3 protein-coding genes are annotated in these 2993 nt (G+C 73.0%); all 3 read left to right on the forward strand.

Features of this window, described 5'->3' with window-relative positions; genetic code table 11:
* Positions 1–255, forward strand: a 255-nt coding sequence (locus ABZ471_RS48200) for an alpha-glucosidase C-terminal domain-containing protein (protein ID WP_359075497.1), incomplete at its 5' end; no start/stop codon positions are given.
* 31 nt (positions 256–286) lie between these two features.
* A complete protein-coding gene (locus ABZ471_RS48205; protein ID WP_359075499.1) occupies positions 287–1651 on the forward strand; it encodes a maltokinase in 1365 nt (454 codons plus the stop codon).
* A gap of 4 nt (positions 1652–1655) precedes the next feature.
* A partial coding sequence (gene glgB, locus ABZ471_RS48210; RefSeq protein ID WP_359075501.1) for a 1,4-alpha-glucan branching enzyme occupies positions 1656–2993 on the forward strand: 1338 nt, incomplete at its 3' end.

The raw sequence follows: 2993 nt of genomic DNA on the forward strand, positions 1-2993 counted from the left end.
TCCAACCCCGCGGTGATCGCCTTCCTGCGCGAGTACGAGGACGACCTGGTGCTGTGCGTGCACAACTTCTCACGGTTCGCGCAGCCCACCGAGCTCGATCTGCGGATCTACGACGGACGGCACCCGGTCGAGCTGATCGGGGGCGTGCGGTTCCCGGCCATCGGTGAGCTGCCCTACCTGCTGACCCTCGCGGGCCACGGCTTCTACTGGTTCCGGCTCACCCGAGTCGCATCCCGCATCGGCCGCCGCCGCTGAGCGCCGGACGCCGAGGAAAGGACGCGTCACCATGCCGAAGACCATCACCCCCCGGCCGAGAGCCGCGGCCGGCACCGAGCGGCCCCTGGCCTCGCTGAGCGGGCTGCTGCGCGAATGGCTGCCCCTGCAGCGCTGGTTCGCGGGCAAGGACCGGCCCGTCGCCGATCTGTCGTTGCTGTCGATGAGCGAGCTGTTCCCGGGGTGTCTGCACCTGCTGGTCCACGCCTCGCACGCACCGGTGCCCACCCCCGGCGGCACACCCCCGCCCGGCGACTGCTACCAGCTCTTCCTGGGCCTGCGCGAGCACCTCGCACCGCGGCTGGAACGGGCGTACATCGGCCGTGTCGGGGAGGGTGCGTTCGCCGGTCTCGCCGTGTACGACGCCCTGCAGGACCCGCGCTCGGCCCATCTGCTCCTGGAGCGGCTGCGGCAGCCCGGCACGGTGGGTCCACTGCGCTTCGAGACGACCCCGGCCGTCCGTCTGCCCGGCGGCCTCCCGCCCCGGCTGCTGGACGCCGAGCAGTCCAACTCGTCGATCGTCTACGGCGACGCGTACATCCTGAAGCTCTTCCGCCGCATCCAGCCGGGCGTCAACCCCGATCTGGAGGTGCCGGGCGCGCTGGCCGCGCAGGGCTGCGCGCGGGTGCCGGCGCCGGTCGCCTGGTTCAGCACGACCGCTCCGCGCCCGGCCACCCTGGGCGTCCTCCAGCCGTTCCTGCCGGACGCGACCGACGGCTGGACGCTGGCGCTGCGCGCGCTCGCGACGGGCGACGACTTCACCGCCGAGGCCCGGGAGCTGGGCCGGGCCATGGCCGAGGTGCACCTCGCACTGGCCGAGGCGTTCCCGCCGGCCGGACCGGGCGAGAACGGTCGTACGGCTCAGGCGATGTGCGCGCGGCTGGACGCCGCCACGCACGCCGTGCCCGCGCTGCGCCCGTTCGTCCCCGGTCTGCGGGCCGCGTTCGGTGCGCTGGCCACGTGCGACACCGGGCCGCCCGCCCAGCGCATCCACGGCGACCTGCACCTGGGGCAGGTGCTGCAGGCCGGGCGCGACTGGTTCGTGATCGACTTCGAGGGCGAGCCATCCCGGCCGCTCGACGAGCGGCGGGCCGCGCAGTCCCCGGTACGGGACGTGGCCGGGATGCTGCGCTCCTTCGACTACGCGGCCCGGCAGCGCCGCCCCTGGCGGCCGGAGTGGGCGCGCCGCTGCCGCGAGGCGTTCTGCGCGGGCTACGCGGCCGGTGCGGGATGGGACCCACGCAAGAAGCACGCGCTGCTGCGCGCGCACGAGACGGACAGGGCGGTGTACGAGGTGCTGTACGAGGCGAGACACCGTCCGGACTGGCTGCCGGTTCCGATGGCCGCGATCGAGCGGCTCGCCGTGTGGGGAGGCTGAGATCATGGCACTGCGCGACACGACACGTCCTGAGTCCGCGGGACCCTCCGCGACCGCGGCCGTCCCGCTCGACCCGAGCGACCGCGACCGCCTGCTCGGCGGCGCCCACCACGATCCGCATGCCCTGCTGGGCGCCCACCCGGTACCGGGCGGCACCCTGTTCCGGGCGCTGCGCCCGAACGCCCGCTCGGTCGGCGTCGTGGTCGACGGGGTGCGCACCCATCTGGTGTCGGAGGGCGGCGGACTCTTCGCCGCCGTCCTGCCGTACCCGCGGATCCCGTCGTACACGCTGCTGGTGGCGTACGACGACGCGGAGCACGAGGTGGAGGATCCGTACCGTTTCCTGCCCTCCCTCGGTGAGCTGGACCTCCATCTGATCCGCGAGGGCCGGCACGAGCAGCTGTGGAAGGCGCTCGGCGCCGAGCCCATGACCCATCAGGGAGTGGCGGGCACCCGGTTCACCGTGTGGGCGCCGAACGCCCAGGGAGTGCGGGTCGCGGGCGACTTCACGTACTGGGACGGCACGCAGTACCCGATGCGGTCGCTCGGCGCGTCGGGCGTGTGGGAGCTGTTCCTGCCGGGCATCGGCGAGGGCGCCGCGTACAAGTTCGAGATCACCTCCCGGTACGGCGGCCGGTTCCTGAAGGCGGACCCGATGGCCCGCCGCACCGAGGTCCCGCCCGCGACGGCCTCCGTCGTCGCGGTCTCGCGCTACGCATGGGACGACGCGGAGTGGATGACGCACCGGGGCGACACCCCCGTGCACGAGGCCCCGTTGTCGGTGTACGAGGTCCATCTGGCCTCCTGGCGCCCCGGTCTGACGTACCGGCAGCTGGCCGAACAACTCCCCCCGTACGTCAAGGAGATGGGCTTCACCCATGTGGAGCTGATGCCGGTAGCCGGGCATCCCTTCAGCGGGTCCTGGGGCTACCAGGTCACCTCCTACTACGCGCCGACACCCCGGCTCGGCTCGCCGGACGACTTCAAGTACCTCGTCGACGCGCTGCACCGGGCCGGCCTCGGCGTGATCATGGACTGGGTGCCGGCCCACTTCCCCAAGGACGACTGGGCGCTGGCCCGGTTCGACGGGGACCCCCTCTACGAACCCGGGGACTCCCGGCGGGCCGAGCATCCGGACTGGGGGACGTACGAGTTCGACTTCGGACGCACCGAGGTGCGCAACTTCCTCGTCGCCAACGCCGTGTACTGGTGCGAGGAGTTCCACATCGACGGGCTCCGCGTGGACGCCGTGGCCTCCATGCTCTACCTCGACTACTCGCGCGACTCCGGGCAGTGGACGCCGAACGTCTTCGGCGGCCGGGAGGACCTGGACGCGGTCGCC

The organism is Streptomyces sp. NPDC005728, from assembly GCF_040630895.1.
Lineage (GTDB): Bacteria > Actinomycetota > Actinomycetes > Streptomycetales > Streptomycetaceae > Streptomyces.

Excerpts from the sequence above, each read along its gene's own strand:
- ABZ471_RS48205 (WP_359075499.1), top strand. The coding sequence starts at position 287 with ATGCCGAAGACCATCACCCCCCGGCCGAGAGCCGCGGCCGGCACCGAG.